Here is a 24,773-nt window from a genome sequence, read left to right as displayed (position 1 = left end):
CGACTGAAGCTTGATCATGCCCGGACGTCTGCAATTGTCTGGAGGGTGTAATGGCAATGCGCGCGGCTCGTGGTCTGTCGATTCTCGTCCTTCTTTTCCTTGCTTGGGCCAACGCCTTAGCCTGGAACGGCGTCGCGCAAGCGGCCGAGGCCCGGCGAATCGCAACGACGGACAATTCCGATTATTTCGGCTTCGATCTCCGGTCCGACCAGAACGTCACGCTCGACCAGTGCAAGACGACATGTCTCGGCGATCCGGCTTGCCGCGCCTTCACCTACAACACCAAGGCAAAATGGTGCTTTCTCAAATCCGACTATAACCAGTTGAAATCCTTCAACGGCGCGGTCGCCGGCAAGGTCGTGAACATCGACGGCGATCCCGATATCGGCGCGCCGCCGGAACTCGCCTTCTTCCCCAACTGGATGGCCGACCAGGCCCAGCAATACCGCAACAAGCTGCTCGGCCCCGCCTTCGACAAGCCGACCGAGGGCATGGCCGCGCTGACGAATGCCGCCGAACAGGCCGTGCTGACCGGCGACCATCGCTCCGCCATGCAGAAATACGAGTCCGCGGTCTCGGTGATGCCTGACGACGGCCAGCTCTGGCTCAGGCTGGCGCGCGAAACGCTGGCCGTGCAGCCGGCCGCCAACACCTCCGAGGCCTCGACTTTGCCGGCAAACGGCACGTCGGCCGCCTTCAACGCCTACAAGCTGCTGCGCACCACCAGGACGCGCGCCGAAGTGCTGGCGTTGCTTGGCAATGGTCTCGACAAACGCGATCTCTACCGGCCGGCGCTGCAGGCCTATGAGGCCAGTCTTGCGCTGGAAACCTCGCCCGCGGTCCAGGCCGAATATGCCGATCTGAAGGCCCGCAAGGGCTTCCGCGTCATCGATCACTCCGTCGATGCCGACACCAGCGCGCCGCGCATCTGCGCGCAATTCTCCGAGGAGCTGGTCAAGACCGGCGTCGACTACGCGCAGTTCGTCACCGTCGACAACGCCCCGCCGAAGGGCGTCGAGGCCAAGGACAAGCAGATCTGCGTCGAAGGGCTCGAACACGGCCAGCATTATGACGTCACCTTCCGCGCCGGCCTGCCGGCCGCGATCGGCGAAGTCACCGCCGCCCCCGTGGTGCTGTCGATCTACGTGCAGGATCGCGCCCCCTCCGCCCGCTTCACCGGCGACAGCTTCGTGCTGCCGGCCGGCGCGCGTCGCGGCATTCCGATCGTCACCGTCAACATGAATGCCGCCGAGATGAAGCTCTACCGCATCGGCGACCGTTCGCTGGCGCAGCTTCTGTCGGGCTACCAGTTCCTGCACCAGCTCGACGGCTATGACATTTCCAACATTTCCGAGCAGATGGGCGAGCCGGTCTGGAAGGGCCAACTCGACATCGTCAGCGACCTCAACAAGGAAGTCACCACCTCCTTCCCGGTCGACGAGGCGCTGCCGCAGCGCAAGCCCGGCGTCTATGTGCTGACCGCGCAGCCCGTCAACGACAAGAGCGACGACTACGGTTCGCTGGCCACGCAGTGGTTCGTCGTCTCCGACATCGGCCTGTCGACCTATACCGGCCAGGATGGGCTCAATGTCTTCGCCCGTTCGCTGGGCTCCGCCAAGCCGATAGCCGGCGCCGAACTGACGCTGGTTGCCAGGAACAACGAGGTTCTCGGCACCGCGACGTCGGACGCGAACGGCCACGCCGTCTTCAATCCCGGCCTGACGCGCGGCGACGGCGGCATGGTGCCGGCCGTGCTGATGGCCAAGCAGGGCGACAATGACTTCGTCTTCCTCGACATGGCCAAGGCCGGCTTCGACCTGTCCGACCGTGGCGTCACCGGGCGTGCCGCCCCCGGCGCGCTCGACGTCTATGCCTGGACCGAGCGCGGCATCTACCGCGCCGGCGAGGACGTCCATGTCGCCGCACTTGCCCGCGACGGCGCGGCCAAGGCGGTCGAGAACCTGCCGCTCACCTTCATCTTCTCGCGCCCCGATGGCGTCGAGGACCGCCGCATCGTCAGCGACGGCGTCTCGGCCGGCGGCCACGCCGTCGACCTGCCGCTCGAACCCAACGCCATGCGCGGCACCTGGTCGGTGTCGATCCATACCGACCCCAAGCAGCCGGCGGTCGCCAGCCAGATGTTCCTGGTCGAGGATTTCGTGCCGGATCGCATCGAATTCGACATGAACGCCGACAAGCAGGAGATTGCGCGCGGCGAGACCGCCAACATCAACATTGACGGCCGTTTCCTCTATGGCGCGCCGGCGGCGGGCCTGGCGCTGGAAGGCGAACTGACGCTGTCGACGTCGCGCGACTGGGACCGCTTCCCCAACTTTTCCTTCGGCCTCGCCGACGAGCAGTCGGCCGAGCCGACGGTCACGCCGCTCACCGATCTGCCGGTGGTCGGCGATGACGGCAAGGCGACCTTCCCTGTTACCGTCGACCAGTTGCCCTCGACCACCAAGCTGGTCGACGGCAAGGTGACGGTGCGCATGCGCGAAACCGGCGGCCGCGCGATCGAGCGCTCGCTCAACATCGGCATCCGCCCGCAAGGCCATATGATCGGCATCCGTCCGGATTTCGCCGATGGTGAAGTGCCGCAGGGCGGCACCGCCAAGTTCAGCCTGATCGCCGTCGATCCCGACGGCAAGCGCGAGGCGCTGAAAGGCGCGCAGTGGTCGCTGGTCAAGGTCGAACGCAATTATCAGTGGTACCGCTCCAACAACTCCTGGAACTACGAGCCGGTCTCCCTGACCAAGTCGATCGCCAACGGCCAGATCGACCTCGGCGCCGATGGCGACGCCACCGTCTCCGTTCCCGTCGACTGGGGCCAGTACCGGCTCGAGGTCGAGACATCCGATCCCGAAGGGCCGGCGACCAGCTATGAGTTCGACGCCGGCTGGTATGTCGCCTCGACCACCACCGAGACACCTGACGGCCTGGAGATTGCCCTCGACAAGGACAATTATGCCGCCGGCGAAGTGGCCAAGCTGAAAATCTCGCCGCATTTTGCCGGCGAACTTCTGATCAATATCGGCTCCGACAAGCTGTTGAAGACCATCACGGCGACCATACCGGCCGGCGGCAGCACCGTCGACATCCCCGTCGGCGACGATTGGGGGGCCGGCGCCTATGTCACGGCAACCCTGTTCCGGCCGGGCGACGCGCAGGAAAGCCGCATGCCGGCCCGCGCCATCGGCGTGAAGTGGCTGACGGTCGATCCGGGCGCCAAGAAACTCGCCGTTACGCTGACGCCGCCGGAAAAGACCGTGCCGCGCCAGCAGCTGTCGATCCCGGTTTCCGTGGCCGGCGTACAGCCGGGCACCAATGCCTATGTCACGGTTGCCGCCGTCGATGTCGGCATCCTCAACCTGACCAACTACAAGGCGCCGGATCCGGAGGACTGGTTCTTCGGCCAGCGCATGCTGGGGATGGAGATCCGCGACATCTACGGCCGCCTGATCGATGGCTCGTTGGGCACCACCGGCAAGCTCAGGACCGGCGGTGACGGCGCCAACATGCAGACGCAAGGCAGCCCGCCAACCGAAAAGCTGGTCGCCTTCTTCTCCGGCATCGTCCAGCTCGACGCCGACGGCAAGGCGCGGATCGACTTCGATATCCCGCAGTTCAACGGCACCGTGCGCGTCATGGCCGTCGCCTGGACCAAGGAAGCGGTCGGCCATGCCCAGGCGGACGTGATCGTGCGCGATCCCGTCGTCATCACCGCCGGCCTGCCGCGCTTCCTGGCGCCCGGCGACAACGCCGTCATGCGGCTCGACGTGGCCGACACCGACGGCCCGGCCGGCGACTATGCGCTGTCGATCGAAACCACCGGCGACCTGTCGACGGGTGACAAGCCCCTGCCCCAGAAGCTGACGCTCGCCCAGGGCAAGCGCCAGACCTTGACCGTGCCGCTGATCACCAGGACGGCGGGCAATGCCTCGCTCACCATCAAGCTGGCGCATGCCGACGGCACCAAGGTCGAACAGACGCTCTATGTGCCGGTGCGCCCGGCCCAATTGCCGGTCACCACGCGCCTTGTGGTCGATCTCAAGGGCAATGGCGGCGCGCTGCGCGTCGACAAGGAACTCTTGGCTGCCAGCCTGCTCGAAGGCGCTTCGGTCTCGGTCGGCGTTTCGCAGGCGGCGGCCTTCGACGTGCCTTCGCTGCTGATGACGCTCGACCGCTACCCCTATGGTTGCGCCGAGCAGACCACCAGCCGCGCCATGCCGCTTCTCTACGTCAACGAGATGGCATCGGGCGTCGGCATGGAAAGCGACCCGGACCTGCATGGCCGCGTCCAGGATGCGATCTACAAGGTCCTGAGCTACCAGTCCTCGAGCGGCAGCTTCGGCCTGTGGGGCCCGGGCTCCGGCGATCTGTGGCTGGACGCCTATGTCAGCGAGTTCCTGACCCGGGCGCGGGAGCAGAAATACGACGTCCCGAGCCTGGCGATGAACCAGGCCCTCAACAACCTGCAGAACTCGCTCGGCTACGACCAGAGCGTACAGGATCGCGGCAGCGAGATCGCCTACGCGCTCTACGTGCTGGCCCGCAACAAGAAGGCCTCGATCGGCGACCTGCGCTATTACGCCGACACGCAGCTCGAAGCCTTCTCGAGCCCGATGGCCGTCGCCCAGCTGGCCGCGAGCCTGGCGCTCTATGGCGACACGCAGCGTTCGGAGGCGACGTTCAAGACCGCGCTGCAGCTCGCCAAATCGAGCAGCGACTACGACTGGTACCGCTCCGACTACGGCTCGGCGCTGCGTGACGGCGCGGCCATGCTGTCGCTGGCGGCGGAGTCGAAGCCGGTATCGACCATCGTGCCGGAGCTGATCAAGCTGGTGACCAGGAAACGCGCCGAAGCCCGCTGGACCAGCACCCAGGACGATTCCTGGATGCTGCTGGCGGCCCGTGCGTTGAAGGAGGGCAACGACTCCATCACGCTGACCGTCAATGGCGCGCCGCATTCCGGCGGCTATTCCAACCAGGTCAACGGTTCCGAACTGGTCGACAGTCCGCTCGAAATCGCCAACACCGGCAAGACCCCGCTGCAGGCCGTCGTCACCACCGTGGCCTCGCCCATCCAACCCCTGCCGGCCGGCGGTGACGGCTTCACCATCAGCCGTACCTACTACAAGCTTGATGGCACCGAAGCCAATGTCACGGAGGCAACCCAGAACGAACGCTTTGTCGTCGTGCTCAAGGTCGCCGAGCAGAACAGCTGGCCATCGCGCCTGCTGGTCACCGACCTGTTGCCGGCCGGCTTCGAGATCGACAATCCGGGCCTGGTTTCCAGTGCCCAGTTGACGAACTTCTCCTGGCTGGCACAGACCGACGCCGCGCATCTGGAATTCCGCGACGACCGTTTCGTCGCGGCGTTCAACCCGGCCGACGGCGACCACGACCACAATCTGACGCTCGCCTATGTCGTGCGCGCCGTGACGCCGGGCACCTACGCCCATCCGGCGGCAACGGTGGAGGACATGTACCGGCCGCAATATTCGGCCCGCACCGCCACCGGCATGATGGAGATCAAGGCACCGTAAGGCGCTGGTGGTGAAGATGAACGTGAGGCTTGCGCTGCCCCTCATTGCCCTGCCGGGCATTTCTCCCCGTATAGTGACGGGGAGAAAGGGGCTAGCGTCGACCGCCGCGACAGCTCCCTTCTCCCCGTCACTATACGGGGAGGTGAGCCGTGGTCCGCGCAGCGGACGAAAAGCCAATTGCTTGGCTTTTCGAACGGTGAACGCCCGAAGGGCCGTCGTGCCGGCAGGCGGATGAGGGGCAGCGCCATGCTCTCCAGGAAATTTCTTCGCCGTTCAGCCATCACGGCAGCCTCCCTGGCAGGGTTCGCGGCAATCGCCACCGCCGCCCTCTGGGAACTCGACCGCGCCTTCCCGCCGCCGCTTCCCGAAAAACTCACCGTCTCCACAGAAGTCCAGGACCGCGACGGCCAGCTGTTGCGCGCCTTCGCCACGCCCGATGGCTACTGGCGGCTCGAAACCCGGCTCGACCAGGTCGACAAGCAGTTCGTCGACATGCTGGTCACCTATGAGGACAAGCGCTTCTGGGACCATGAGGGCGTCGACGTGCTGGCGCTGGCGCGCGCCGCCGGCCAGTTCGCCACCAGCGGCCATATCGTTTCCGGCGGCTCGACCCTGTCGATGCAGCTTGCCCGCCTGATCGAGCCGCGCGAAAGCCGCAGCCTCGGCTCCAAGATCAAGCAGATGCTGCGCGCCATCCAGATCGAGCGGCGGCTTTCGAAGCGCGAGATCCTCGAACGCTATCTGACGCTGGCGCCCTATGGCGGCAATCTGGAAGGCGTGCGCGCCGCTTCGCTCGCCTATTTCGGCAAGGAGCCGAAACGGCTCACCGTCTCGGAAGCCGCCCTGCTCGTCGCCCTGCCCCAACTGCCGGAAAAGCGCCGGCCCGACCGCAACCTCAAGATCGCTCATGCAGCGCGCGACCGTGTGCTGAGCCGCATGGTGTCATCGGGCCTGATCGGCGAACGCGAGGCGGCCCGCGCCGCACTCGACGATGTGTCGGGCCTGCGGCGCACCTTGCCGGCGCTCGCCCCGCATGCCTCTTACGCGATGCTGCCCAAGGCCGTCCCCGGCCAGCCGCTCAAGCTGACGATCCACAAAAGCGTCCAGCAAGGACTGGAACAGGTCGCGCGTGACGCCGCCACCCGGCTCGGGCCGCGTCTGTCCGTCGCCATGGTGCTGGCCGACGCCCGCACCGGCGACATTCTGGGCGAAGTCGGTTCGGCCAATTTCTTCGATTCCAGCCGTTCCGGCTGGATCGACATGACCAAGGTCGTGCGTTCGCCCGGCTCGACGCTGAAGCCGTTCATCTACGGCCTCGCCTTCGAGCAGGGGCTGGTGGCGCAGGAAACGCTGATCGAGGACAGCCCGGTCGATTTCAGCGGCTATCGGCCGAAGAACTTCGACATGGGCTATCAGGGCGATGTCTCGATCCGCCAGGCTTTGCAACTGTCGCTCAACGTGCCGGCGATCCGCGTGCTCGACGCGGTCGGCCCGGCGCGGCTGACGGCGCGCTTCCGCCAGGCCGGCGTCAACCCGATCCTGCCGGTCAACCAGGCTCCGGGCCTGGCCATCGGCCTCGGCGGCGTCGGCGTCACGCTGCGCGATCTCGTCCAGCTCTATACGGGGCTCGCCAATGGCGGCAAGACGCATTCGCTGCGCGACGGCACCGAGCCGGCCAATGCCGTGAGTTCGACCACCACCATTCTCAACGACCAGGCCAACTGGCAGATCATCGACATCCTCTCGGGGGTAAAGCCGCCTGAAGGCGCCTTGCAACGCGGCATCGCCTACAAGACCGGCACCTCCTACGGCTACCGGGACGCCTGGTCGGTGGGCTTCGACGGCCGCTACGTGCTGGGCGTCTGGGTCGGCCGGCCCGATGCCGGCGCGGTGCCGGGCCTCTCCGGCTATGTCTCGGCCGCCCCGATCCTGTTCGAGGGCTTCGTCCGCTCGGGGCTGGCGACCGTGCCGCTGCCGGGCAAACCGCCCGGCACCTTCACCCCCAGGCGCGAGGAGTTGCCGGTGACGCTTGCCCGCTTCGGCGCCGGCGCGGATGGCCTGGTGCAGGCGACGCCGACCGAACCCGCGCCGACCATCATCTTCCCGCCGGACGGCGCCCGCGTCGATCTCGCCACCAACTCGGCCGACGCCTCGCCGCTGGTGCTGAAGCTGCAAGGCGGCCGCGCGCCGTTCCGCTGGCTGGCCAACGGCAAACCCCTCATCGGCCTCGACCGCCGCCGCACCGCGACCTGGCAGCCCGACGGCGCCGGTTACTCGACGCTGACCGTCATCGACGCCGCGGGACGGGCGGCGAGTGTGAAAGTGTTCGTTGAATAGTCTGCATCAACGGATTCAGGAGACTGGCCTTTCGAGGTCGGGGGATAAGGGATAAATTGCCTGATGTCCGGTGCGAGGCGCCCCCCTCTGGCCTGCCGGCCATCTCCCCCTCAAGGGGGGAGATCGGATGGCCCGGCCGCTTTCGCCAATGACCAACGGCGGCGCGCGACGCAAAAGCTGCCAATCTCCCCCCTCGAGGGGGAGATGCCCGGCAGGGCAGAGGGGGGCGTGCCACGCCATACCTTACGCAGCATAGCCGCCGTTTTAGCGACTTTCTTCGTAACTCTTCCCGCCTCAGCCGATCCCCTTCCCGCCGGCTTCGTCCGCCTCTCCGATATCGCCCCTTCTATCCGCCTAGACATTCGCTACGCCATCTCCGACAATTTCCTGCACCGCAAGGTGAACGGCTACGACGCGCCGGTCTGCATTCTCACCCGCCAGGCGGCCGAGGCGCTTTCCAGCGTCCAGACGGCGATCGCCGCCAAGGGTCTGACGCTGGTCGTCTTCGACTGCTACCGCCCTGCCCGCGCCGTTGCCGACATGGGCGACTGGACGGTCGCGGGCGGACCGCCGGATCCGCAATGGTATCCGAAGGTCAAGGGCGGCGAGCTGGTCACCCAAGGCTACGTCGCCCGGCAGTCGGCCCATTCACGTGGCTCGACCGTCGATGTCGCCATCGCAGGGACCGATGGTCCGCCCAGGTCGAAGCCGGCCTGTGGCGCCATCGATGCCGATACGCTCGATTTCGGCACCGGCTTCGATTGTTTCGACCCGACGAGCCAGACGGCGCACCGCCCGCTCGGCGCGGAAGCGGCGGCAAACCGCAAGCTCCTTGTCGATGCGATGGGTGCCCAAGGGTTCAGGAACTACGCGCGCGAATGGTGGCATTTTACGCTGGCCCACGAGCCATTTCAAAAGCAGCGCTTCGATTTCCCTGTGACCGCCGAGTAACCGGCCCAAAGCGATCTTGCCCCGCAACCGCGCATCGCTAGATAGGCCGGATGGCGGGCCGATTCCGCGCGGAACGGTCGCAAGGAAAATATTTCCCATTGCCCCGACAAATCGCCGAAGATTTTCTTCAGAAAGCCAAAAAAGGCAACATTCGATGCATCTTATTTCTATCAATTCGGTAGATTTGGCGCGGGTTCAACGGAGGCAGAAATGACCAAACCTCATTTCAAGAAACTGCTCGGCGCGCTGGTCGTCACATCGGTTCTATCAGGCACGCTTGGTTTCGCGTTCGCCGACACCACCATTCTCAACGTGTCCTACGATCCGACACGCGAACTCTATAAAGCCTATGACGAGGCCTTCGCAGCGCACTGGAAGGCGGAGACCGGCGAGACGGTCACCATCCAGCAGTCGCATGGCGGATCGGGCGCCCAGGCCCGCGCCGTGATCGATGGTCTCGACGCCGATGTGGTGACGCTGGCGCTTGAAGGCGACATCAACGCCATCGTCTCGAAATCGAAGAAGATCAATCCCGACTGGCGCAAGAAGTTCGAAAACAATTCAGCGCCTTACACCTCGACCATCATCTTCCTGGTCCGCAAGGGCAATCCCAAGGGCATTCACGACTGGAGCGATCTGGTCAAGGACGGCGTCCAGGTGATCACGCCCAACCCAAAGACTTCGGGCGGCGCACGCTGGAACTACCTCGCCGCCTGGGCCTATGCCAACGCCAATGATGGCGGCGACGAAGCCAAGAACAAGGAATTCGTGGGCAAGCTCTACGCCAACGCCCCGGTTCTCGACACCGGTGCCCGTGGCTCTACCGTGACCTTCGCGCAAAAGGGCATCGGCGACGTGCTGATCGGCTGGGAAAATGATGCCTATCTGGCACTCGACGAATTCGGCGCCGACAATTTCGAGATCGTCTATCCGCCGACCTCGATCCTCGCCGAGCCGCCGGTGGCGATTGTCGATGCCAATGTCGATGCCAAGGGCACGCGCAAGGTGGCCGAAGCCTATCTCGGCTGGCTCTATTCCAAGGAAGCGCAAACGATCATCGCCAAGAACCACTATCGTCCGGCCAAGCCCGAACTGGTGGACGCGGCTGATATTCCCAAGACGCCCGATATCAAGCTGATCTCCATCGACGATCCGCTTTTCGGCGGCTGGAAGAAGGCACAGCCTTATCATTTCGGCGACGGTGGTATATTCGACCAGATCTACAAGCCGGCCCAGTGAGCAAGATCTAGATCAGGACGACATGACCACAGTACCCGCGCAGGCGGGGTGGAGATTCAAGCAGCCGAGCGTCATTCCGGGTTTCGGATTGACGCTCGGCTTCTCGCTTGCCTACCTCACCCTCATCATCCTCATCCCGCTTTCCGGGCTGATCTGGCGCTCGGCCGCCCTCGGCTGGGCCGATTTCTGGGCTATAGCCACGGATCGCCGCACGCTCAACGCGCTGGAAATAAGCTTCGGAACCGCCTTCATCGCGGCTGTCGTCAATGTCGTTTTCGGCACGCTGGTCGCCTGGGTGCTGGTACGCTACCGCTTCCCCGGCCGTCGCATCGTCGATGCCATGGTCGACCTGCCCTTCGCGCTGCCGACGGCGGTGGCCGGCATCGCGCTGACCACGCTCTACGCGCCCAATGGCTGGATCGGCAAGTTGCTGATGCCGCTCGGGCTCAAGGTCGCCTATACGCCGCTCGGCATCGTCATCGCCCTGGTTTTCATCGGCCTGCCCTTCGTCGTGCGCACCGTGCAGCCGATCATGGAGGAGATCGACAAGGAAGTTGAGGAAGCCGCCGCCACGCTCGGCGCCAGCCGCTTCCAGATCATCACCCGCGTGCTCTTTCCCGGCCTGGCGCCGGCCATCATCACCGGCTTCTCGCTCGCCTTCGCGCGCGGCGTCGGCGAATACGGCTCCGTCATCTTCATCGCTGGCAATTTGCCCTACAAATCCGAGATCGCGCCGCTTCTGATCGTCATCCGCCTGGAGGAATACAATTACCCGGCGGCGACCGCGATCGCGGCAATCATGCTGGCGCTCTCGTTCGTCATGCTGCTGGTCGTCAACCTCGTGCAGACATGGAGCCGCAAGCGCTATGGCTGACCCCGAGATCAAATCCTACGAACCGTATCACGAGAGCCGCTCGGCGGCGGTGACCGAAAGCCGGCCGGCACAGGCCGTGCTGATGGTCATCGCTTTCGCTTTCCTCGGCATCTTCCTGCTCTTGCCGCTGATCATCGTCTTCCACGAGGCGCTGGCGAAAGGCGTCGGCGCCTATACGCAAGCACTGGGCGAACCGGACGCACGCTCGGCCATCCGCCTGACTCTGCTTGTCGCGGCGATCTCGGTGCCTCTCAATGTCGTCTTCGGCATCTCCGCCGCCTGGGCGATCGCCAAGTTCGAATTCAAGGGCAAGGCGTTTCTGACCACGCTGATCGACCTGCCCTTCTCGGTCTCGCCCGTCATTTCGGGTCTGGTCTACGTGCTGCTGTTCGGCGCCCAGGGGCTGCTCGGCGAGTGGCTGAAGGGACACGGCATCCAGATCCTGTTCGCCGTGCCGGGCATCGTGCTTGCCACCGTCTTCGTCACCTTCCCCTTCGTTGCCCGCGAACTGATCCCGCTGATGCAGGAACAGGGCAATGGCGACGAGGAAGCCGCCCTTTCGCTCGGCGCCAATGGCTGGCAGACCTTCTGGTATGTGACCTTGCCCAGCGTCAAATGGGGGCTGCTCTACGGCGTGCTTCTGTGCAATGCGCGCGCCATGGGTGAATTCGGCGCGGTTTCGGTGGTTTCGGGCCATATCAGGGGCTTGACCAACACCATGCCGCTGCATGTCGAAATCCTCTACAACGAGTACAATGCCGTCGGCGCTTTTGCCGTCGCCTCGTTGCTTGCCGGGCTGGCGCTCGTCACCCTGGTCTTGAAAACACTGCTCGAGATGCGCTACGGCGCCGAACTCGCCGCGACGCGCGGACATTGACTAAATGCATGTCGCCCAAAAGTGGGCTCCGGTTTTGGGACAACGACATGCATCACCAAATGAGGGATTTGTATGGAAGTTCGCGTTGCCAATGTGCGCAAGGAATTCGAGCGGTTTCCCGCGCTCCACGACGTCTCGCTGGACATCAAGTCGGGCGAACTGATCGCGCTGCTGGGGCCGTCCGGTTCCGGCAAGACGACCCTGCTCAGGCTGATCGCCGGGCTCGAGCGGCCGACGCGTGGAAAAATCTTCTTTGGTGACGAGGACGCTTCGCAGAAATCGATCCAGGATCGCAATGTCGGCTTCGTCTTCCAGCACTACGCGCTGTTCCGCCATATGACGGTGGCTGACAATATCGGCTTCGGCCTCAAGGTCCGGCACGGACCGTCGCGGCCGCCGGCGCAGGAAATCCGCCGCCGCGCCTCGGAGCTTCTCGACCTTGTCCAATTGTCGGGTCTGGAGAAACGCTATCCGGCGCAGCTTTCGGGCGGCCAGCGCCAGCGCGTGGCGCTCGCCCGCGCCATGGCCATCGAACCCAAGGTGCTGCTGCTCGACGAGCCGTTCGGCGCACTCGACGCGCAGGTGCGCCGCGAACTGCGCCGCTGGCTGCGCGAAATACATGACGCCACCGGCCACACCACCGTCTTCGTCACCCACGATCAGGAAGAGGCGCTGGAACTGGCGGACCGCGTCGTGGTGATGAGCCAGGGCCGCATCGAGCAGGTCGGCACCGCCGACGACATCTACGACACGCCGAACTCGCCTTTCGTCTACGGCTTCATCGGCGAATCGAGCGCCCTTCCGGTCAAGATCGAGAATGGCGAGATCTGGCTGGCCGACCGTCCGATCGGATTGCAGGCTCCGCATGCGCCTCCGGGCGATGCGACGCTGTACTTCCGTCCGCATGACGTCGAACTGCTCGACGGCTGCAGCGGCTGCATCGCCGGCACCGTCGCCGCCAGCCGCCGCGTCGCCGGCACAAGGCGCGTCGAGCTCGAAATCGGCGGCGAACGCCAGCGCGTCGAGATTGAGCTACCGGTCGATCATCCGGCAGCGCAAAAGAGCCGCGTGGCGTTCCGCCCGGGGCGCTGGAAGCTGTTCCCGGCTGCCTGATCCTCTGATCCCCTATTTCAGCCAGTTCTCGACCTTCAGATTCCGTATCCGGGTGAACTCCCCGGTATTGGCGGTCACCAATGTTGTACCCAGCACACAGGCGTGAGCGGCGATAAAAAGATCATTGTGCCCAATGGGCTGGCCAACGGCCTCCAGCTCTGCCCGAAGGGCGCCGTACTCAATGTCCACCGGCACATCGAGCGGCAAGACAGGGATCTCTGCCAGCAGGTCCTCGACCATCTTGAGCAGCTTGGCCGATCCCTTCTTCGCACAGCCATACCGCAATTCCCCGGCGACGACGATGCTGGTGCACACAGCGGCGTCTCCTTCACGTGCCATTGCTTTGGCGGCCTTGCCGGTCGGATTTCGGATCATGTCGCTGATAATGTTCGTGTCCAACATGAACCGCATCAAAAAATGTCCTCGGATTCGACGGGCACATCGTTGATCTCCGGAAAGTCGTCGTCAGGGCCAAGCGGTGGCTCTTTCGCCCAATGGGCGAGCAGTGCGGTGAGGCCGGGTTTTCGGACCGGCTCGATGATCAGGCGGTCGCCTTCACGGCTAATCAGGACCCTGTCGCCCGAAAGTTCGAACTCGACGGGAATACGCACTGCCTGGCTGCGGTTGTTGCGGAAAAGTTTTGCCTCTTTCGGAGGCGTTGTTGATTGGGGACGCTGGGGCATGGTTGCCTCTCTGTGTATATGCCGCATGTATATGCCGTGGGGCACGGCAACACAAGTGAGAAACATGCGGAGACAACAAGACGCCGACTGGAACAAAATTCTAATGACAAGGCCCTTGCAACGATGTCTTTTCTCACGACCGCACGCGCAACCGTGGCGCGTGCCTCGCCCAGCATGCCGTCCCATGGTTATGCTGGAACACTAAAGCATTGCATCCGGAGCCTTTTCATGAAGCGATTTTTCCTGGGCGTTGCCGCCGCCGGTCTCCTCCTCGCATCCTCCCAAGCCTGGTCGGCCGACAAGCTGCTGAACGCTTCCTATGACGTCGGCCGCGAACTGTTCGTGCAGGTCAACAAGGCCTTCATATCGGGGCATCCCGGCGTCACCATCGACCAGTCGCATGCCGGCACTTCGGCGCAGGCGCGTGCCATCGCCGAAGGCCTCGGCGCCGATGTCGTCACCTTCAACCAGGTCACCGACGTCGATTTCCTGGTCAAGAAGGGTCTCGTTTCCGCTGACTGGCAGAAGGATTTTCCCGACAGCGCGTCGCCGTTCTATTCGCTGCCCTCCTTCCTCGTGCGCGCTGGCAACCCCAAGCACATCAAGGACTGGAACGATCTGGTGCGCGACGACGTGCAGGTGATTTTCCCCAACCCGAAAACCTCGGGCAATGCGCGCTACACCTACCTGGCGGCCACCGCCTACGCCAAGGAAGCCTTCAAGGGCGACGACGCCAAGGTGAAGGAATTCATCACCAAGCTGTTCAACAACGTGCCGATCTTCGACACCGGCGGCCGCGCCGCGACCACCACCTTCGTGCAGCGCGAGATCGGCGATGTGCTGATCACCTTCGAATCCGAGACGCGCGGCATCCGCAAGGAATATGGCGACGACAAGTTCGAGCAGGTCACGCCTTCGGTCAGCCTTCTGGCGGAATTCCCGGTGGCGATCGTCGACAAGGTCGCCGACGAGCACGGCACGCGCGATCTGGCCAGGAGCTATCTCGACTTCCTCTATACAGCCGAGGGCCAGGGCATCGCCGCCGAGAACGGCCTGCGCGCACGCGACGCGGCTGTCGCCGCCAAATACAAGGCGGATTTTCCCGATGTGCGCCTGCTGACGGTGGAAGACGTCTTCGGTGGCTGGGACAAAGTCCAAAAAGAGCATTTCGCCGCCGGCGGCCTGCTAGACCAGGCTTATGGCAGCCGCTGAAGTCTCCGCGGCCCGATAGGAAGATCAGGAAAGCCGGCCCCGGCCGGCTTTCCTCGTTTATGCAGGCCGATACGGCAAATCCAGCGCCCCTCGTGCAAAACGTTACAAAGAATCAACGCGTTTGTGCCTACCATGCCTTCGGGTGGCTTGTTTTTCGCGAAACGGCGGCGTGCCAACGCAAGACCGTCATCATTTGCACACAAACAGCCGCCAGATGCGGAGTGGTTGGGGCTTAAACGGGTTGATCAGGGCATGCTGACGAAAAAAGGCAAATACGGCCTCAAGGCCCTCGTGCATCTTTCCAATCTTCCGGTTGGCCAATTGGCCTTCGTCAACGGCATCGCCGTCGCCAATAATATCCCGAAGAAATTCCTCGATGCGATCCTCGGCGAATTGCGCAACGCCGGCTTCGTCCAGAGCCGCAAGGGCAAGGAAGGTGGCTATCGCCTCGCCCGCCCCGCCTCGGAGATCAAGATCGGCCATGTCGTGCGGGTGCTCGACGGTCCGCTGGCACCGATACCTTGCGCCAGCCGCACGCAATACCAGCGCTGCGAGGATTGCGACGAAGCGACCTGCCAGGTCCGTCACATGATGCTCGAGGTGCGCCAGGCGATCGCCGAAGTGCTGGACAACCGCAGCCTCGCCGCCATGCGCGATGCCGACAATGACGATTTTCCGGTCGAGTTGACGTCCCAGATCTAGAGCCGGATGAATGAGGCTGTCGAGATTTACGAAATCCCGAAAAGCCGCCCGCAAGCAGCCATCGGCAGCCAGCTTTCGCACCGAGATCATCGCTGACGTCTTTGTCCCCGAAGATGCCGAGGACGTGCGCTTCTTCAGCCGCAAGGTGGTCAATCCCGGCAGGCTGCGCCGGTTCTCCACCAGGGATCTCCGCGAAAGCCTGGTTGCCCTCTTCTATCTCGCGGTCGCGGCGGCGTTGCCGGTGCGCTGGTGGGCGCCGATCTGCGGTTGGGCGTCCAGGTTTCGTCTGAAGCGCCATATGCGCAAGGAATTTCCAGGCTATGCCGCCGCGACGCGGGCGGTGCTCGGCGACGGCATCGATGCGCGCAAGCTGTTCGAGGCATTGCTCGCGGCGCGCCATCGCCGCCGCATGCAGCTTGCCGCGCATCTGGTCGCCCGCCGCTGGGCGCCGACGATCCGGTTGGAAGGGCTCGACGGTTTGCAGGCCGCCTTGCAGCGCGGCCATGGCGCGATCCTGTGGTGCGATCAGTTCACCGCCCAGACGATGATCGGCAAGCGCGCCATATACGAGGCCGGCATCGAGGCGCATCAGGTCAGCGTCGACACGCATGGCATGTCCGAGACGGCTTTCGGCCTGCGCTTCCTCAACCCGCCAATGGTCCATGTCGAGAACCGGTTCCTGAAAAGCCGGATCGTCTTCGACCGCGACGACGCCTATCAGGTCACCATCCGCATCCAGAAGATGCTGAAGCAGAACGGCGTCGTGATGATGACCAACACCATCCACGCCGGCTCTACCTTCACCGAAACCGCTCTTGGCGAAAGCGGCTGGACGCACCTTGCCTCGGCACCGGCAAACTTCGCCGCCCGAGGCAAGACGGCCCTGTTTGCCATGTCGACCTTCGAGATGGTGCCGTTCCGGCAATACCGGGCCGTCCTGAGCCCCGAACTTGTGCCAGCGGTCACGGCAGTGGACACGACCAGGGACGGAGCCAAGAACGGGGCCAAGAACATAGCCCTGCAGGCGCGCTACGCCCTGCTCAAACGCGACCGCCTGATGCAAGCGCTGAAACAGTGCCCCGAGCAGATGATGTCCTGGTCACGCCATGAGCGGTTGACGGAAGCTCAGGACAGTATCGGCATCGGTGCTGAAGAAGGCTCATGACCAGCGCATCGAGCGCATTGCGTCGGCGACGAGTTCGTCGACCGGCCGCGTCGCGTCGAGCGTCAACGCCCGTTCATCGGCCTCCGGCGGCTCCAGGATGGCGAACTGGCTGTCGACCAGGCTTGCCGGCATGAAATGGCCCTTGCGGTTGCCGACGCGCCGCCGCGCGGTGGCCGGATCGATCTCCAGATAGAGGAAGACGATGTCAGGGCAAAAGCCGCGCAGGCGCTGGCGATAGCCGCGCTTCAGCGCCGAGCAGGCGGCGACCACGCCTTGCACCTTGCCGGCCGACGCCGCGATCTGCTTGCCGATCGCATCGAGCCAGCCTTCGCGCAACTGGTCGGTGAGCGGCTCGCCACGTGCCATGCGGGCGACGTTTTCGGGTGGATGCAGCCTGTCGCCCTCGATGAAGAGGGCGCCCAGCGCGGCGGCCAGCGCGATACCGACGGCTGACTTGCCGCAGCCGGCGACGCCCATCACCACGATGGCCGGAGGCACCGAGCCGGGAGCGCCAGCCGGCGCCCGCGCTGCCTTTTCGTCCATGGTCAGCGGCTCGCCGGCGCGCGGCCGTAAAGCAGCAGCATGGCGACGATGACGACGCCATAGATGATCTGCCGCCCCGCCTCCGGCATCTGCATGACCGACAGGATGGATTGCAGCAGCGTGATCAGGATCACGCCGGCAACCGTGCCGAGATAGGAGCCGCGCCCGCCCAGGATCGAGGTGCCGCCGAGCACGACGGCTGCGATCGACGGCAGCAGGTAGGCGTCGCCCATCGATTGCGCCGCCTTGGAGGCGTAGCCGGCCAGCAGCACGCCGCCGAAGGCGGAGAGACCGCCGGACACGGCGAAGGCGATCATCACCACGCGCCGCGTGTCGACGCCGGAGAGATAGGCGGCGCGCTCGCGGTTGCCGATGCCATAGACCGCGCGGCCAAAACCGCTGCGGGTCAGCACGAACACCATCGCGGCCCCGATCAGCGCCCAGATGATGACCGCGTTGGGAACGCCCGGAATGGTGAAGCCGGTGGCCAGATAGCGCATGGCGCCGGTGGCCGAATCCTGTGGCGAGAAGCCGCCGGTGTAGACCACCATCAGCCCTTGCGCGACGGCGTTGGTGGCCAGCGTGATGATCATCGAGGGGATGCGCAGATAGGCGACGCCGATGCCGTTGACGACGCCGATCAGCACACCGCAGAAAATGCCGAACGGAATGGCCAGCGCCACGCCCGCCGGACCATAGGCGGCCGCCGCACAGGCCATCATCGCGCCCGCCGCCACCGACCACGGCACCGACAGGTCGATCTGGCCGAGCAGGATGACCAGCATCATGCCGGTGGCGATGACGCCGAGGAACGAGGCCACCTTGAGCTGCTGCAAGAGATATTCAGGCGACAAGAAGCTGCGCGAATAGAGGCTGCCGACCAACAGCAGCACCACGATGCAGGCAAAGGCCGTCAGCACCGCCGGATCGGCGCGGCGGATGAATTTCGGCATGCGCCCGGCAATGCCGCTGTCGCTCTTCCCAACCATCGGCGTCGTCTCGCTCACAGGAACCACTCCAGCCGGTTGCGGACCCGAAACAAAGCGAACGCGCCGAGGCTGACGGCGACCAGCAGGATAACGCCCTGGAACAGCGGCTGCCAGAGCGGGTCGAAATCGAACACGAACAACAGATCGCCGATGGTGCGGAAGGCGAGCGCGCCGAAGATCGCACCGATGGCGCTGCCCTTGCCGCCGAACAGCGACACACCACCCAGCACGACCGCCGCGATCGAGAACAGCGTGTAGGAGTTGCCGCTGGCATAGGCAGCCTCGCCCGTATAGGTGAAGAAGGTGAGGAACAGCCCGCCGATCGCCGCCAGCAGCCCGGCCAGCGTGTAGGCGGCGAACTTGCCGCGCCTTATCGGCACGCCGGACATATAGGCCGCCGTTTCCGAAGAGCCCGCCGCGTAGGCCGCGCGGCCAAGGACCGAGCGGCTGAATGGCACCCAGATCACCAGCACGATGGCGAGCAGCACCACCAGGCTCGCCGGGACAAAGCCGAACACGCGGCCGGTCAGCGCATCGGCAAGATCCTCATTGACCGAACCGCCCGGAAACGGCCGCAGCAGAAGCCCGATGCCGTAATAGACGGCCCCGGTGGCAATGGTGGCGACGATCGGCTGCAGCCGTCCATAGATGACGATGGCGCCGTTGATGGCGCCGCACAGAAGGCCCGCCGCCAGCACGGTGATGACGCCGAGCGTGGTCTGCATCGGCGTGCCCACCACCAGCCAGGAGGCCAGGCAGTTGGTGAGCAGGAAGATCATGCCGACCGACAGGTCGATGCCGGAGGTTATCACGACCAGCGTCTGCGCCATGGCGACGAAGGCAAGCAGCACGCCCTTGTTCGCGGCCGTCTGCACGACATTGGCGGTGAAACCCGCCGGATGGTTCGACGTGTAGATGACGAACATGACGATGAAGATGCCGAGCGCCAGCAGCGTTCCGCGCTGCTCGGCCAGCCAGTAGCGCCAATCTTTCACAGGCTTGCTCCCAGGCCCACCGGGCTCTCATCGCCATGGATGTTGAGCGCGCTCGATATCAGCGCCCGCTCGGTGATCTCGGCGCCGACCAGTTCGCGCTTAACCGCGCCGTCATAGAGCACCAGCACGCGGTCGCAGCAGCCGATCAGCTCGTCATAATCCGTCGAATAGAACAGGATCGCCGCGCCGGCGTCCGCCAGCTTGCGCATCAGCTGGTAGATTTCCTGCTTGGTGCCGACATCGATGCCGCGCGTCGGATCGTTGAGCAGGATGATGCGCGGCTGGCGCATCAGCCATTTGGCGATCACCACCTTCTGCTGGTTGCCGCCCGACAGCGCGCCGACCGGGATATCGAGACCCGCCGTCTTGATCGCCAGCAGGCCGACCATGTCGTCGATCAGCCGTTGTTCGGCGGCACGGTCGATGATGCCGCCTTTCGACAGCCGGTCGAGCGCGGCAAAGGACAGGTTTTCGCGCACCGTCATCGGCAGCATCAGGCCTTCGGTCTTGCGGTCCTCCGGGATGAGCGCCATGCCGATGCCATCCTCGCGGGCGGCCGCAGGGCTGGTGATCGTCACCGGCTTGCCGTCGATCAGCACCTCGCCGGAAAGGCCGCGCAGCACGCCGAAGAAAGCAAGCAGCAATTCGCGCTGGCCCTGGCCATCGAGCCCGCCGAGGCCGACCACCTCGCCCGCCCTGACGGTCAGCGAGATGTCGTGCAGCCGGTCGGCCCAGGACAGCCTGCGCGCCTCGAGCCTGGGAGCGGCACTGGCCGCTGCCGCCGGCGGCTTGGGCGGAAAGATATGGCTGTACTCGCGGCCGATCATCAGTTCGACCACCTCGTTGTCGCTCTTCGAGCCGGCCTTGTAGCTGGCGACATTGCGGCCATTGCGGAACACGGTGCACTGATCGGCGAGTTCGGCGATCTCGTTCATGCGGTGCGAGATGTAGAGCAGCGCCAGCCCTTCCGAGCGCAGCCGCTTCAGCACGCCGAAGATCTTCGAAACGTCCGCCGCCGTCAGCGCCGATGTCGCCTCGTCGAGAATGAGGATGCGCGGCTTACGCGCCAGGGCCTTGGCGATCTCGACCATCTGCCGCCGCGACAGCGGCAGGTCCTTGACCAGCGCCAGCGGATGGATGTCGCCGGCACCCGCGCGGGCCAGCGCGTCCTCCGCGATGCGCCGCTGCGCCCTGCGGTCGATCATGCCGAAGCGTTTGGGCGGATCCGAAATGACGATGTTGTCGGCGACGCTGAGTTCGGGGATCAGCGACAGTTCCTGGAAGATGCAGACGATGCCGGCCTTGTTCGCCCCGCCCGGCGACGCGAAGGTCACCTCGCGCCCGTCCAGCATCATGTGGCCCTCGTCGGGCGCCACGACACCGGCCATGACCTTGATCAGCGTCGACTTGCCGGCGCCGTTTTCTCCGAGAATGGCATGGATGCTGCCGGCCTCGACGGTCAGTTCGGCCTTTTCCAGCGCCCGCACGCCGCCATAGCGCTTGGAAATGCCTTCCATGCGAAAGAGTGGAGCCGCACCGTCCATCAACCCTCCCAGGGTGATTGTGGGATTGCAGGCTGACGCCGCGGACCAGGCCACGGCGCCAGACGATAGAAGCGACTACTGGTTTTCCTTGGTCTGCCCCATGATTTCCTGGGCGCTGAAATTGATGCCGCAGGTCGGGAAGGAGTTGCCGACGAAGAAATTGTCGGACTCCTTGGGGAAGTAATCCGTGCCTTCCTTCATATCCGGATCCGTGGCGACGGCCAGAGGCAGCTTCACCTCCTGCGGCACCACCTCGCCTTCAAGTGCCGCGATCGCCGTCTTGATGGCGACGGCGACCTGGGCCGGGCCCGAGCCGGCGGAGGTGCATTTCAGGCCATCGGCCGAATGCGCCGCGCAGAACTTGCGGAAGCCGTTTTCGGTCTCGCCGCCGAACGGCACGAACGGATGCTTGGCGTCCATCATCGCCTGCACGATGCCGGTGTCGCCGCCCTGGCCGGTGATGCCGTCGAACGGACCGTTGGTGGCGATCGCATCGGCGGTCACTTTCTGCGCCACGCCGTCATCCCACTTGCCGGCGACTTCGGTCACGTCCCACTTCTTGCCCGAGGCGTCGAACACCTCATGGATGCCGTTGTGGCGATCGGTGTCGACGGAGGTGCCGGCGACGCCGCGCACTTCCAGGATCTTGCCGCCGTTCGGGATCTTCTCGACCAGCCATTTGGCCCACAATTCGCCAAGTCCCTTCTGGTCGACATTGACGTTGATGGCGTCCTTGGTATCGAGGATGTTGTCGAAGGCGACCAGCACGATCCCGGCTTCCTTGGCGCGCTTGATGACCGGACCGAAGGCGGTCGGGTTCTGCGCATCGGTGACGATGGCGTCATAGCCTGAATCGATGAAGTTGTTGATCGCGGAGATCTGCGCCGGCACGTCCTCGCCGGTCGAGACGACCTTGAATTCCTTGATCTTTGCCTTCACGTCGGGCTGCGACGCATAGGCCTTGGCCGTCTGCACCATCTGGATGCGCCAGGTGTTGGCGATATAGCCATTGGCGAAGGCGATGCGGTACGGGCCTTCCTTCTTGGGGAATTTGAAGAACTTGGTGTCCGCACTCCAGGGCGCGAAGCAGTCGGCCTGGGCGGCGGGACCGGAGACGATCTCCGGGCCGGCGGCCATGGCGGCCGAGTTGAGCATGACGAAGGCGCTGGCGGCAACGATGCCACCGACAAGTGACTTGATCATCGATAATCCTCCCGATTGCAGTTCCGATTTGTCGGTTCAGTTTTATGCAATTTCGAGCTTCCGGCTGACACCTTCCCCCTTGCGCGGTCAGGCCTGCCTGATGCCGAAGACCTTCCTGAATCCCTCCCCTTGCAGGCTCCTTCGGTCGGGGAAAAGCTATCATATTATACATAATAAACAAGCATGAGCTGTTGCTTATGTATAATAAACAAGTTCACCATTTCGGTGACAAAGCCTCCCAAGGAAAAATGGTAGCGCTACCATGACGCAGTGTAAAGCGCCATTCGCGGGTGTTCTCGAAACCGTGTTCAACGTGCCGTGCTCTCGCGGCGCTTGAGCTCGAAGCCGAGGTCGACGACACGCTCCCGCGGCCGATTACCGGCGATCGCCGCCAGCGCCATGGCCACCGCGCGCCTGCCGATTTCATAGCGATGAGTGCGGATGCTGGTGATCGAGGGAAAGGCCACCTGCATCATGTCGAGATCGTTGAAGCCGACAATGCCAATGGTCTTCGGCACGTCGATCGAGGCGCGATGGCATTCGAACAGCACGCCGAGCGCGATGTCGTCATTGTTGCAGAACACGCCGTCCAGCGTCGGCATCTTGGCCAGGGCATCGCGGAACAGCTCGCGGCCAAGCGGCACGCTGGAAAGCACCGGCGTGGTGGTGATCAGGCGCGGGTCCGAAAGGCCGGCCTTCTCCATCGCCACCCGGTAGCCGGCGAGGCGCCGTTGCGAGCGCGGGTCCATGCGCGCACCGATGAAACCGATCCGGCGATACCCCGCCTCGATCAAGTGCTCGGTGGCAGTCCTGCCGCCGTCGAGATGCGAGAAGCCGACCATCATGTCGACGGGCTCGGGCCCGGTCTCCATCACCTGGACCACCGGGCAACCGGCATTCTCCAACAGTTTTCGCGAGGTGGGCGTCTGGTCGATGCCGGCAACGATCAGCGCTGCCGGCCGCTGGGAGCCAAACAGCTGCAGCAGGCGCTCTTCCTCAAGTCCGGAATAGTGCGTGTTGCCGAGCTGGATGCGGAACGGGCTGTCCGACAGGCTGTCATAGATGCCGCGCACCACCTCGGCGAAGACGTTGTTGGTCAGCGACGGCACCAGCACGCCGAACACTTCCGCCCGCGCCGAGGCCAACGCTCGCGCATTGGGGTCCGGCACATAGCCGAGCTCGTCGACGGCAGCCTGGATCTGACGGCGCAGTTCCTCTGAAACGCGCCCCGGGTCGCGCAGCGCGCGTGAAACGGTGATGGCGCCGACGCCGGCCTTGCGCGCCACATCCGACAGGGTCGGGCGGCCGCCACCCCGGCGCGAGCGCGGCTTGATCAAGGCCTTGGTCCATGCGCATGGCCATCGAAGCGCTTCCGCAATGCGATCTTTCCAGCTGTCGCCATCTCACCGGCCTGTTGCCGCACCCATCGGCCCCTGGCGTCGCGCAGTGACTGCCTGTTGTCAAGGCGAGCCACCGAGGCAGTGCCTGGCCTTCTTCAGGCAGCGACGGCAGCGCTCTGCCTTGCCTTCCACATAAACAGCCCGATCGCCAGTATGTTCAAGAGGTTCCAGGCGATGCCGTTGAGGAACGCGGCGGCATACGAGCCCGTCAGGTCGTAGATCCAGCCCGACATCCAGCCGCCGATCGCCATGCCGAAAATCGTCGCCATCATGACGATGCCGATGCGCTGGCCGGCCTCCTTGGCGGGCAGGTATTCGCGCACGATGATCGCGTAGCAAGGCACGATGCCGCCCTGCGACAGGCCGAAGACCAGCGACACGACATAGAGCGAGGCGAGCCCGTCGAACGGGATATAGAACAGCAGTGACAGGCATTGCAGCACGGAGCCGATAAGCAAGGTTTTGACACCGCCGATGCGGTCGGCGACAAAGCCCGACGCAAGCCGGCTGACGACGCCCGCCGCCATCATGATCGACAGCATGTCGGCGCCATGCGCCATGCCGTAGCCCAGATCCATGCAATAGGCGACGATATGCACTTGCGGCATCGACATCGCCACGCAGCAGCCGAGGCCGGCAACGACCAGCAGCGCCTGCATTGCCGCCGGAGACATCGGCATCGGCTGCACGGACCTGCTCCCGGGCGAGCCGGCGGCCGCCGCCGCTGGCGCGCCCCGCCGCAGCAAAAGCACCAGCGGCACCATGGTGACCAGGCAGAAGACGCCGATGGCCGCATAGGTGAAGCGCCAGCCTTCCGCCTTCATCAGCGTTGGCATGATGGTCGGCCAGATCGCGCCGGCAAGATAGTTGCCCGCGGCCGCCGCCGTGACGGCGACGCCGCGGCGGCGGTTGAACCAGTGCGAGATGTCGGCGATCAGCGGCCCGAAGATCACCGATGTGCCGACACCGATCAGCACGCCCTGGGCAAGAGTGAATTGCAGGATCGATGTCGAAAGGGCGGCGAGCAGCAGGCCGGCGGAGAGCGCGACCGAAGAGATCAGCGCCGGGACCCAGTAGCCCATGCGGTCGATGGCGCGGCCGACCAGCACATTGCCGGCGGCAAAGCCCACCATGGTCGCGGTGTAGGGCATGGATGCGGCGGCGCGGTCGACGCCGAACTCGGCCTGGACCGCCGGCAGCACCACGACGACGGCCCACATGCCGACGGCGCCGATCGTCGCCAGCAGCATCGAGATGGCCAGGCGCATCCAGGCGTAGGAACTGTCGATACCGGGGCCGGGCCGGCTCAAGTCGGTTCGTGACAAAGGCGTTTCCTTCGGCGGCTTCAACCGCTGCTGTTTTGGCCACTATCGACGCATTCTCGGCGCACAGCAGCG

At 64.7% G+C, this 24,773-nt stretch carries 19 protein-coding genes; 10 read left to right on the top strand and 9 right to left on the bottom strand.

Features of this window, described 5'->3' with window-relative positions; translation table 11 throughout:
- Positions 1-50: 50 nt before the first annotated feature.
- The 7 genes from LB569_RS11765 to LB569_RS11735 all read left to right on the top strand — a co-directional run bounded on the left by LB569_RS11765 (position 51) and on the right by LB569_RS11735 (position 12,940).
- On the top strand, positions 51-5,549 hold the full coding sequence (locus LB569_RS11765; RefSeq protein ID WP_224692405.1) for an alpha-2-macroglobulin family protein: 5,499 nt from the start codon (positions 51-53) through the stop codon (positions 5,547-5,549).
- A 246-nt stretch (positions 5,550-5,795) separates the two neighbouring features.
- On the top strand, positions 5,796-7,886 hold the full coding sequence (gene pbpC, locus LB569_RS11760) for a penicillin-binding protein 1C (protein WP_224692404.1): 2,091 nt from the start codon (positions 5,796-5,798) through the stop codon (positions 7,884-7,886).
- 204 nt (positions 7,887-8,090) lie between these two features.
- The gene (locus LB569_RS11755) at positions 8,091-8,837 is read left to right on the top strand and encodes a M15 family metallopeptidase (protein WP_224692403.1); all 747 of its coding nucleotides are present in this window, start codon (positions 8,091-8,093) and stop codon (positions 8,835-8,837) included.
- 210 nt (positions 8,838-9,047) lie between these two features.
- Positions 9,048-10,076 carry a sulfate ABC transporter substrate-binding protein gene (locus LB569_RS11750; RefSeq protein ID WP_140701994.1) on the top strand — a complete coding sequence of 343 codons (1,029 nt, stop codon included), beginning with the start codon at positions 9,048-9,050 and terminating at the stop codon, positions 10,074-10,076.
- Positions 10,077-10,098: 22 nt separating this feature from the next.
- Positions 10,099-10,950, top strand: coding sequence for a sulfate ABC transporter permease subunit CysT (gene cysT, locus LB569_RS11745; RefSeq protein WP_224692402.1), 852 nt, complete (start codon positions 10,099-10,101; stop codon positions 10,948-10,950).
- On the top strand, positions 10,943-11,827 hold the full coding sequence (gene cysW / locus LB569_RS11740; protein ID WP_224692401.1) for a sulfate ABC transporter permease subunit CysW: 885 nt from the start codon (positions 10,943-10,945) through the stop codon (positions 11,825-11,827). Before cysT ends, cysW begins: the two co-directional genes overlap by 8 nt.
- Before the next feature lie 72 nt (positions 11,828-11,899).
- Entirely contained in the window at positions 11,900-12,940 is a 1,041-nt protein-coding gene (locus tag LB569_RS11735) for a sulfate/molybdate ABC transporter ATP-binding protein (RefSeq protein WP_224692400.1), read from the top strand.
- Between the two features lie 12 nt (positions 12,941-12,952).
- On the opposite strand, the gene LB569_RS11730 is transcribed toward LB569_RS11735, so the two are convergent.
- Both LB569_RS11730 and LB569_RS11725 read right to left on the bottom strand, forming a co-directional pair.
- A complete protein-coding gene (locus tag LB569_RS11730) occupies positions 12,953-13,351 on the bottom strand; it encodes a type II toxin-antitoxin system VapC family toxin (RefSeq protein WP_224692399.1) in 399 nt (132 codons plus the stop codon).
- Positions 13,351-13,623 (bottom strand): antitoxin, encoded by a 273-nt coding sequence (locus LB569_RS11725; protein WP_224692398.1) that lies wholly within the window; start codon positions 13,621-13,623, stop codon positions 13,351-13,353. The genes LB569_RS11730 and LB569_RS11725 overlap by 1 nt, the downstream gene beginning before the upstream one ends.
- 228 nt (positions 13,624-13,851) lie before the next feature.
- On the opposite strand from LB569_RS11725, the gene LB569_RS11720 reads away from it, so the two are divergent.
- From LB569_RS11720 to LB569_RS11710, 3 genes are all read left to right on the top strand, one after another.
- Positions 13,852-14,835, top strand: coding sequence for a sulfate ABC transporter substrate-binding protein (locus LB569_RS11720; protein WP_224692397.1), 984 nt, complete (start codon positions 13,852-13,854; stop codon positions 14,833-14,835).
- Positions 14,836-15,087: 252 nt separating this feature from the next.
- Complete coding sequence (locus LB569_RS11715; RefSeq protein ID WP_140702000.1) at positions 15,088-15,537, top strand: RrF2 family transcriptional regulator; 450 nt, start codon at positions 15,088-15,090, stop codon at positions 15,535-15,537.
- 10 nt (positions 15,538-15,547) lie between these two features.
- Positions 15,548-16,702, top strand: a complete 1,155-nt coding sequence (locus LB569_RS11710) for a hypothetical protein (protein ID WP_224692396.1) — start codon at positions 15,548-15,550, stop codon at positions 16,700-16,702.
- On the opposite strand, the gene LB569_RS11705 is transcribed toward LB569_RS11710, so the two are convergent.
- The 7 genes from LB569_RS11705 to LB569_RS11675 all read right to left on the bottom strand — a co-directional run bounded on the left by LB569_RS11705 (position 16,697) and on the right by LB569_RS11675 (position 24,701).
- Positions 16,697-17,245: a gluconokinase gene (locus LB569_RS11705; protein WP_224692395.1), complete on the bottom strand. Its 549-nt coding sequence runs from the start codon at positions 17,243-17,245 to the stop codon at positions 16,697-16,699. The genes LB569_RS11710 and LB569_RS11705 overlap by 6 nt on opposite strands.
- A gap of 2 nt (positions 17,246-17,247) precedes the next feature.
- Positions 17,248-18,252 carry an ABC transporter permease gene (locus LB569_RS11700; RefSeq protein ID WP_224542150.1) on the bottom strand — a complete coding sequence of 335 codons (1,005 nt, stop codon included), beginning with the start codon at positions 18,250-18,252 and terminating at the stop codon, positions 17,248-17,250.
- Positions 18,249-19,229, bottom strand: a complete 981-nt coding sequence (locus LB569_RS11695) for an ABC transporter permease (RefSeq protein ID WP_224692394.1) — start codon at positions 19,227-19,229, stop codon at positions 18,249-18,251. The genes LB569_RS11700 and LB569_RS11695 overlap by 4 nt, the downstream gene beginning before the upstream one ends.
- Positions 19,226-20,773, bottom strand: a complete 1,548-nt coding sequence (locus LB569_RS11690; RefSeq protein ID WP_224692393.1) for a sugar ABC transporter ATP-binding protein — start codon at positions 20,771-20,773, stop codon at positions 19,226-19,228. The genes LB569_RS11695 and LB569_RS11690 overlap by 4 nt, the downstream gene beginning before the upstream one ends.
- Before the next feature lie 75 nt (positions 20,774-20,848).
- Positions 20,849-21,976: a sugar ABC transporter substrate-binding protein gene (locus tag LB569_RS11685; protein WP_140702005.1), complete on the bottom strand. Its 1,128-nt coding sequence runs from the start codon at positions 21,974-21,976 to the stop codon at positions 20,849-20,851.
- Between the two features lie 308 nt (positions 21,977-22,284).
- Positions 22,285-23,313, bottom strand: a complete 1,029-nt coding sequence (locus LB569_RS11680) for a LacI family DNA-binding transcriptional regulator (RefSeq protein WP_224692392.1) — start codon at positions 23,311-23,313, stop codon at positions 22,285-22,287.
- A gap of 158 nt (positions 23,314-23,471) precedes the next feature.
- Positions 23,472-24,701, bottom strand: a complete 1,230-nt coding sequence (locus LB569_RS11675) for an MFS transporter (protein WP_224692391.1) — start codon at positions 24,699-24,701, stop codon at positions 23,472-23,474.
- Positions 24,702-24,773: the final 72 nt, after the last annotated feature.

This window comes from Mesorhizobium sp. BH1-1-4, assembly GCF_020165665.1.
Taxonomy (GTDB): domain Bacteria; phylum Pseudomonadota; class Alphaproteobacteria; order Rhizobiales; family Rhizobiaceae; genus Mesorhizobium.
Note: the sequence above shows the minus strand (reverse complement) of the source record. Positions and strands in the feature narration are given on the sequence as shown.

What these genes read in the sequence shown, in the direction of transcription:
- LB569_RS11755 (WP_224692403.1), top strand. Translation starts at nt 8,091, where the DNA reads ATGCCCGGCAGGGCAGAGGGGGGCGTGCCACGCCATACCTTACGCAGC.
- pbpC (WP_224692404.1), top strand. Translation starts at nt 5,796, where the DNA reads ATGCTCTCCAGGAAATTTCTTCGCCGTTCAGCCATCACGGCAGCCTCC.
- LB569_RS11730 (WP_224692399.1), bottom strand. Translation starts at nt 13,351, where the DNA reads ATGCGGTTCATGTTGGACACGAACATTATCAGCGACATGATCCGAAAT.
- cysW (WP_224692401.1), top strand. Translation starts at nt 10,943, where the DNA reads ATGGCTGACCCCGAGATCAAATCCTACGAACCGTATCACGAGAGCCGC.
- LB569_RS11765 (WP_224692405.1), top strand. Translation starts at nt 51, where the DNA reads ATGGCAATGCGCGCGGCTCGTGGTCTGTCGATTCTCGTCCTTCTTTTC.
- LB569_RS11685 (WP_140702005.1), bottom strand. Translation starts at nt 21,976, where the DNA reads ATGATCAAGTCACTTGTCGGTGGCATCGTTGCCGCCAGCGCCTTCGTC.
- LB569_RS11735 (WP_224692400.1), top strand. Translation starts at nt 11,900, where the DNA reads ATGGAAGTTCGCGTTGCCAATGTGCGCAAGGAATTCGAGCGGTTTCCC.
- LB569_RS11690 (WP_224692393.1), bottom strand. Translation starts at nt 20,773, where the DNA reads ATGGACGGTGCGGCTCCACTCTTTCGCATGGAAGGCATTTCCAAGCGC.
- LB569_RS11710 (WP_224692396.1), top strand. Translation starts at nt 15,548, where the DNA reads ATGAGGCTGTCGAGATTTACGAAATCCCGAAAAGCCGCCCGCAAGCAG.
- LB569_RS11725 (WP_224692398.1), bottom strand. Translation starts at nt 13,623, where the DNA reads ATGCCCCAGCGTCCCCAATCAACAACGCCTCCGAAAGAGGCAAAACTT.
- LB569_RS11705 (WP_224692395.1), bottom strand. Translation starts at nt 17,245, where the DNA reads ATGGACGAAAAGGCAGCGCGGGCGCCGGCTGGCGCTCCCGGCTCGGTG.
- LB569_RS11720 (WP_224692397.1), top strand. Translation starts at nt 13,852, where the DNA reads ATGAAGCGATTTTTCCTGGGCGTTGCCGCCGCCGGTCTCCTCCTCGCA.
- LB569_RS11715 (WP_140702000.1), top strand. Translation starts at nt 15,088, where the DNA reads ATGCTGACGAAAAAAGGCAAATACGGCCTCAAGGCCCTCGTGCATCTT.
- LB569_RS11750 (WP_140701994.1), top strand. Translation starts at nt 9,048, where the DNA reads ATGACCAAACCTCATTTCAAGAAACTGCTCGGCGCGCTGGTCGTCACA.
- cysT (WP_224692402.1), top strand. Translation starts at nt 10,099, where the DNA reads ATGACCACAGTACCCGCGCAGGCGGGGTGGAGATTCAAGCAGCCGAGC.